Source organism: Sphingorhabdus sp., assembly GCF_040079335.1.
Classification (GTDB): domain Bacteria; phylum Pseudomonadota; class Alphaproteobacteria; order Sphingomonadales; family Sphingomonadaceae; genus Sphingorhabdus_B.
The window spans coordinates 1-6,124 of sequence record NZ_JBEBKL010000077.1 but is presented as its reverse complement, the minus strand read 5'-3'; the positions used below and the strand labels follow the sequence as shown (position 1 = coordinate 6,124).

Below are 6,124 nucleotides of genomic sequence, written 5' to 3'. Positions count from 1 at the left end.
GCCCTGCTTTTTGTTACGCCAGCTGCCTTTGCAGCCCAAGCCTCGACTGTTGCAGACGCGGTGGGCGCCTGTTGCGCGGCACTCGACGCATGTTGCGAGCAGGCAATGGACTGCTGTGACGACTAAATAACTGCATTGAGGAAGCGCCCGGCCAACTGGTCGGGCGACTTCTACCAAACGCTTGTCAGATCGCGAACTTAATGTGCGAAAATCATCCAAATGGCCATCCCGACCATCATCACATTCTCGGTGAGCGAGACAAAGCCCAGCGGCACATTGCTATCGCCACCGACGCAGGCGCATTTTAGCTCGCGCTTGTCGATGTAGACCGCTTTGAATACCGATGCCGCACCAATGCCGCCAATAAACAAAGCGACCGGGATCGACAGCCAGTTGAGCGCGCCCGCCGCCATAAGGACGCCAGCCAGCCCTTCGGCAAATGGATAGATGCGCGAGTAAGGCACCCAGCGTTTCGCGAGCAGGTCGTAGTTCAGGAACATTGTCGCAAACTTGTCGACATTCTGTAGCTTGAGCATCGCGAGGATGATCATGCTGAAGGCGATGAACCATTCGGCGGCGCGCCCGGTGAAAGGCGAGCCATAGACCGCGAAACTCGCAGCCAGCGCCATCAAGGCGGTCATTGAAAACAGCGCTATGACCGGCTGATAGGTGGTCGCCTTCGGATCGGCGACTGACAGGCCGAGGTAGCGGCGGAGATCGTCATGTCCGCCGATACGCTCGCCGCTGATGAAGATTTGCGGTGTCGTCTGGACGTTGTGCTTGGCTTTGAACGCGTCGGTTTCTTCGCGCGCTGTCAGCCAGCGGTCCTCGACAGTAAAGCCCTTGCGCTTGAGCAGGTCGAGCGCCTTCAGACCATAAGGGCAGGTATGGTTCGGCATCACCATGCGATAGATGGTGGCGGTTTTGGCGGCGGCACTGGCTTTCGCTGGCGTTGAAATTGCGGCTTGGGTCATAGGTGTTCCTTGTTGGCAGATAACGTCACCCAGCCTATATAGGTTCCGTAGCATAGTACGGAGTCAAGCGATGAATGCAATGACGATAGGAAAATTGGCAGCGGCGGGCAGAGTGGGCGTCGAAACCGTCCGCTTTTACCAGCGGCGAGGCCTGCTCGTTGAGCCAGAACGTAACGGCGGGCTTCGGCGGTATGACGAAACTGACGTCAGCCGTCTGCGTTTTATCAGAGCGGCACAGGCCGGAGGATTCACGCTTGCAGAGATCGGCGAACTGCTTGCCTTGGACGCTACCGAAGACCGGGCGAGGGCGCGCGAACTCGCAAACAAGCGGATAGCTGAGATTGACGAGAGAATTGCGGCACTCCAGTCCGCGCGAAAATCGCTTCGGCGCTTGGCGGATGAATGTGCCGAGGGCGGCGATGGGCGATGTCCGATTATCGAGGCCTTTGAACCTAGTTGAATTATAAAGCTAAGGCGCTGCCCTTACGAGCAACCCGCTCTATCCGCTGGCGCAGACCGGGCCTGTAGTCCCGGCCCATTCGGGTGACGATCGGGAGCGGAGTTCGACGAGCGGGAGGTTTTAGGGTCGCACTCTTCCCCGCGCTTCGCGCTCCCTAGGGTGCGGCGTTCTTGAGCTGACCCGCTGGCGCTCTTGCCACTCTCCTTGCCGGATGCCCGCTGGCCCACAGGCCCGGGCGCAGGGCGTCCGGCTGGCGTCGTTTTGTGCAAGGGTGCCGTTCTTCTGCCGCGTGGCGGCTAGGGGAGGCTAACCGCCTCCGTTCAATTGATCGTGTGGGAACGCCAAGGGCTTTGCCCTCTCGTTCCCAAAGCAGAATAGCCACCCCCGTGTGGCGGTCGCTTTGCGCCCGCTGGCCCGCGCCAAGGGTAGCGATTCAGCTTTCCCTCCCCCTCCCATCCTCGCCGGAAGGCAGAGCCGCATGCCGCAGCCAGTGCGGCTTCGCTACAAGGAAGGAAGGTTTGAGATGACCGATTTGCTTTTGAACTATCGTGCTTGCGGCGCGGAGTGCCGCGACGATTATTTGCGTGATTTGGCCAACGAAAATGGTTTGCCGCTGGAGTGCGTTCAGAGGATTGCCGAGCGGCTGGGTGAGCGCGAAGATTTTGGCGCTTTGGTCTTGATTTGCGAAGAACGCCACGCGCGGACTGCCAACCAAAGACAAGGGCGAGTGCAATGAGCGCGGCTCCTATTTCAGCGCGTGAACAGGCAGCACGGATTGCGCGTTTGAACGACCTTGCGCGGCAGGCGATGGGGGTTGCTTGCACCGTCGTTGCTACTGTCGGTTTTCGGTCGCTGTCCGATGCTGACCAGTCTCGCGTTCGTGAACTTATCGAAACATTCGACGCTTTTACCGAGGATAACGACCCGCATGGCGAACGCGATTTTGGGTGCGTCTATCAGCTTGGCAATGGGCGGTGGACGACCGAGCGCCCGAGGGTTCGGGAGGATGAGCGCGCACGGGTGTTCTGGAAACTGGATTATTATGACCGCGAATTGCGGTTCGCCAGCGAAGACGCGGCAGACCCCGCCATCACGCGGCGGGTGCTAACCATCATGCTTGCCGACGAATATTGAGCGAGTGCAAATAATGGCCAAGCGCAAGACCTTACCGCAGATTACACCTCCCGACTCTGACCAGATTATGCTGACGGGCGTTGCGCCGGTCAGCATGGGCGAGCGGCTTGGCTGGCTTGCCAATCAGCCAATGCAGCCCAAGCGGGTGCAACGTGCGCTGGATATCGGGTTTTGGGACCCGATGCGCAATCAGTTGGAGATGTTTTGAACGGCGCAGCGAGAGGCTAAACGATGTTGGCTCTTACTCTTGGCCCCAATGTTTCGATGATTTTGCAATCGGCGACCGTCCCGTGGCGGCAGGAGCCGATCACACGGTCGAGTTCGTTGCGGAGCGCGGTCAAATCAGTAACCTTGCGGTCGATTTCGGTGAGGTGGACGCGGGCGATGCCATCGACTGCCTCGCACGATTGTGCCTTGTCGTCCGACAGCGTGAGCAATTCCCGCACAGCTTCCAGCGTGAAGCCGAGATCACGCGCGCGGCGAATGAATGACAGGCGGGCAAGATGTTCGCTGCCATAGGCACGGTAATTCCCCGATGTGCGCGCAGGCGGAGGCAGCAGGCCGATCTTTTCATAGTAGCGCACCGTCTCGACCTTGGTTGCCGTTGCACTCGCGAGTTCGCCGATTTTCACTGCCCAATCCTTACTGCTTGACCCTGTAGTTGCTACAGGGTGTAGATAGATGTCCGACTCGGGATTTGTCGAGAAGGATGTTGAATGGCGGACAGTTGTTGCGAAAGCGCCTGCGGGAGCGAAACGGCCAAGGCCGATCCGCGCTGGCGGCGCATTCTCTGGATTGCGCTAATCGTCAATGCCGCCATGTTCTTCGTGGAAATGGGTGCAGGCGCGGCGGCGGACAGCCGCGCGCTTCAAGCCGACGCGCTCGATTTTCTTGGCGATGCTGCGAACTATGCAGTCAGTCTGGCGGTCGTCGGGGCAGCCCTGGCATGGCGGGCGCGGGCGGCATTGCTCAAATCGCTGTTCATGCTTGGCTTTGCCGCCTGGGTTTTTGCCAGCGCGGTGCTTGCTTTCATCAACGGTACCGAACCGGACCCGACCATGATGGGCGCAATCGGCGCGTTGGCGCTAGCAGCCAATGTTGGTGTGGCCTTGATGCTTTACCGTTACCGCACTGGCGATGCGAACATGCGTTCGGTCTGGATTTGCTCGCGCAACGACGCCATTGGCAATGTTGCGGTGATGCTGGCGGCGCTCGGCGTATTTGGCACCGGCAGCGCATGGCCTGACCTGATTGTTGCCTCGATCATGGCGGGGCTTGCGCTCACTGGCGGCGTGCAGGTGTTCCGGCAGGCGAACGCCGAATTGCGGACGGTAGCGGCGTGAGAGTGTCGCGCTCGACAAGGATCGACCTGCCGCCCGCGACGGTTTGGGCCGAGGTTCAGACCGCACCCCTGTTGCAGCATATTGCTTGGCCGATGGTGCGCTTCATTCCAGTTGGCGAAACCTCGCTCGACGCATTCCGGCCCGGCGGGCGCTATCAGGTCAAGCTGCGGCTGTGGGGTTTCATACCCTTCGGAACGCAATGGATTGTGACTTCGCTCCACGAGCCTGAAACGGGCGATTGGCCGAAGCGATTGCGCGACAATGGCTACAGTGCGCTTATTGCCAAGTGGGACCATTGGATCACGGTTACACCGGACGCCAACGGCAGAACGCATTACAGCGATGACGTCGAAATTTCAGCCGGGATAATGACCCCATTTATTTGGGCGTTCGCGCAAATTTTCTATCGGCATAGACAGCGGCGGTGGCGCGGGCTTGCCCGGACGCTATCAATGCACCGCGTCATCGCGGATGAAATGACGTTATTTCGCGCCGCGCGGGCGTCTGGGGAGCAGGCCGCTGCATGGCGGCACCTCGAACGAGCGCACATTGTATCGCAGCCGCATTTGGGGCTGCATCTTGCCAGTCATTGGTCGATGCTCGGCTTTGCAGTCGAGTTGCGCGACTGGCGTGAGACGGCGGGGCAGGTCGTCCGGCTTGCGCTAGCGCCGCTCGGTGCGCTGACCGGGCGCATCCCTGTCGGCAACACAGGGCGCTCGAACGTCAGCGCGTTTCAGCCAATGCCAGTGCCGCAAGATCTTGCCGCCAAGATCGAGGCTAGATCAAAGTGACCAATTTGTTGCCGATGCTACGCCGTGATGCTACCGGCAAATCAATGCGGGGTCGCTTCGTCTCTTTATTGGTGCTGTTTGCTGTTTTGTTCAGCGGCTTGGTCGTGCCTGCAACCGCACATGCCGAAGATGCTATGGCCGCGCATGGCAGCGAAATGTTCGCAATGCTCGAACATGCCGAGGACACCGATCATGGCGACAGCCACGAGCAGACCGGTGAAGAACCCTGCCATGTCGTCAGCCATCATCATTGCAGTATTGCCTTAGCCACCGAGGCACCGTCGCTGACATTAGGCCTCTCATTAAGTAACGCCCGCACATTGGCCCGCGCCGCGACCGCCATGTCGTCCTTTTCGCAGGCTCCGCCAACCGAGCCACCTGCCGCCTGAACCTGACCGCCTGCGCGGCTGACGCTGCGCATTTGTTCAAGGTTCAGGAGTAGTTTCCCATGTTTTCCAAATTTCGAGCTGTATTGCTCGTGGGCGCTTTGGTCGTTTGCGCGCAGGCCGCTCAAGCCGAGCCAATCACGCTGGCCGATGCTTTATCGCGAGGGGCGGATAGTTCGCCGCGTGTCTCACAGGCCAAAGCGCAGGCCGACGCCGCCGAAGCGCGTGCACGGCAAGCGGGCGTGTCACCCAACCCCGAGCTGAGTCTTGAGGTCGAGAACTTTGCCGGAAGCGGGGCGTTTCAGGGGCTTCGCAGCACCGAAACGACGTTGGCGCTCAGTCAACGGCTCGAACTGGGCGGCAAGAGAAGCGCACGGGTGGGGGTTGCCAGCGCAGAACGCGACTTCGCTTTTCTGACTTACAAGGCCGCTTTGGCAGACTTGGACCGCGACATTCGCGTCGCCCATGCTGAACTTCGCGCAAGCGAAGACCGGGCTGTTTTGGCGCGCGACAACACGGCGGCGGCCGAGGAACTATCGCGCACCGCGAAAATACTTGTCGAAGCGGGCCGCGACCCGCCGCTGCGGCAACTTCGCGCAGAAGCCACGCTTGCGGAAGCAAAGGCCGAACAGGCGCGGACCTTTAGCGAACTCCTTATTGCCCGCCGGTTGCTGGCAACGCTAATTAACAGCGACGATCCAGACCTTTCGGCCATAGCGAGCGAGGAAGACGCCCCCGCTAATCCCGCGCCCGATGTGCAGACCCTCAATGAACAACTCGCGATTGCCCAGCGCAGTGCGGCACAGGCGCGGGTAAGGCTGGCGCGTGCTGACGGGGTTCCCGATGTCACAGCAAGCGGCGGAGTCAGACGTTTTGGCGAAGGCCGCGAAACTGCATTAGTCGCCGGTGTCTCGATTGCGCTGCCGTTTCGCGACCGCAACCGTGGCAATATCGAGGCCGCGCAGTCGGAGAGTATTGCAGCGGATTCGGGCTTGTTGATCGCACAGCGTGACGCGAACCGGGCGCGCTATGACGC

The 6,124-nt window shown here is 60.4% G+C and carries 10 protein-coding genes; 8 read left to right on the top strand and 2 right to left on the bottom strand.

The features are described 5' to 3' along the window. Positions 1–197 precede the first annotated feature (197 nt). Complete coding sequence (locus ABL922_RS13885) at positions 198–974, bottom strand: glutaredoxin (RefSeq protein ID WP_349024806.1); 777 nt, start codon at positions 972–974, stop codon at positions 198–200. 70 nt (positions 975–1,044) lie between these two features. Between ABL922_RS13885 and ABL922_RS13880 the strand changes: the two genes are divergently transcribed. The 4 genes from ABL922_RS13880 to ABL922_RS13865 all read left to right on the top strand — a co-directional run bounded on the left by ABL922_RS13880 (position 1,045) and on the right by ABL922_RS13865 (position 2,776). Next, positions 1,045–1,434, top strand: coding sequence for a MerR family transcriptional regulator (locus ABL922_RS13880; protein WP_349024805.1), 390 nt, complete (start codon positions 1,045–1,047; stop codon positions 1,432–1,434). A 523-nt stretch (positions 1,435–1,957) separates the two neighbouring features. Next, the gene (locus ABL922_RS13875; protein ID WP_349024804.1) at positions 1,958–2,170 is read left to right on the top strand and encodes a hypothetical protein; all 213 of its coding nucleotides are present in this window, start codon (positions 1,958–1,960) and stop codon (positions 2,168–2,170) included. After that, on the top strand, positions 2,167–2,568 hold the full coding sequence (locus ABL922_RS13870; protein ID WP_349024803.1) for a DUF3768 domain-containing protein: 402 nt from the start codon (positions 2,167–2,169) through the stop codon (positions 2,566–2,568). Before ABL922_RS13875 ends, ABL922_RS13870 begins: the two co-directional genes overlap by 4 nt. Positions 2,569–2,581: 13 nt before the next feature. Beyond that, positions 2,582–2,776, top strand: a complete 195-nt coding sequence (locus ABL922_RS13865) for a hypothetical protein (RefSeq protein ID WP_349024802.1) — start codon at positions 2,582–2,584, stop codon at positions 2,774–2,776. A 16-nt stretch (positions 2,777–2,792) separates the two neighbouring features. Here the strand turns inward: ABL922_RS13865 and ABL922_RS13860 are convergent, their stop codons facing one another. Further along, the gene (locus tag ABL922_RS13860) at positions 2,793–3,200 is read right to left on the bottom strand and encodes a helix-turn-helix domain-containing protein (protein WP_349024801.1); all 408 of its coding nucleotides are present in this window, start codon (positions 3,198–3,200) and stop codon (positions 2,793–2,795) included. Positions 3,201–3,284: 84 nt separating this feature from the next. Between ABL922_RS13860 and ABL922_RS13855 the strand changes: the two genes are divergently transcribed. From ABL922_RS13855 to ABL922_RS13840, 4 genes are all read left to right on the top strand, one after another. Beyond that, entirely contained in the window at positions 3,285–3,911 is a 627-nt protein-coding gene (locus ABL922_RS13855; protein WP_349024800.1) for a cation transporter, read from the top strand. A 2-nt stretch (positions 3,912–3,913) separates the two neighbouring features. Further along, positions 3,914–4,702, top strand: coding sequence for a DUF3703 domain-containing protein (locus ABL922_RS13850; protein WP_349024799.1), 789 nt, complete (start codon positions 3,914–3,916; stop codon positions 4,700–4,702). Beyond that, positions 4,699–5,091 (top strand): hypothetical protein, encoded by a 393-nt coding sequence (locus ABL922_RS13845; RefSeq protein ID WP_349024798.1) that lies wholly within the window; start codon positions 4,699–4,701, stop codon positions 5,089–5,091. Before ABL922_RS13850 ends, ABL922_RS13845 begins: the two co-directional genes overlap by 4 nt. A 59-nt stretch (positions 5,092–5,150) precedes the next feature. Next, positions 5,151–6,124 (top strand): TolC family protein (locus ABL922_RS13840; RefSeq protein WP_349024797.1); only part of this gene is annotated, 974 nt, incomplete at its 3' end.

What these genes read in the sequence shown, in the direction of transcription:
- ABL922_RS13885 (WP_349024806.1), bottom strand. Translation starts at nt 974, where the DNA reads ATGACCCAAGCCGCAATTTCAACGCCAGCGAAAGCCAGTGCCGCCGCC.
- ABL922_RS13880 (WP_349024805.1), top strand. Translation starts at nt 1,045, where the DNA reads ATGAATGCAATGACGATAGGAAAATTGGCAGCGGCGGGCAGAGTGGGC.
- ABL922_RS13875 (WP_349024804.1), top strand. Translation starts at nt 1,958, where the DNA reads ATGACCGATTTGCTTTTGAACTATCGTGCTTGCGGCGCGGAGTGCCGC.
- ABL922_RS13870 (WP_349024803.1), top strand. Translation starts at nt 2,167, where the DNA reads ATGAGCGCGGCTCCTATTTCAGCGCGTGAACAGGCAGCACGGATTGCG.
- ABL922_RS13865 (WP_349024802.1), top strand. Translation starts at nt 2,582, where the DNA reads ATGGCCAAGCGCAAGACCTTACCGCAGATTACACCTCCCGACTCTGAC.
- ABL922_RS13855 (WP_349024800.1), top strand. Translation starts at nt 3,285, where the DNA reads ATGGCGGACAGTTGTTGCGAAAGCGCCTGCGGGAGCGAAACGGCCAAG.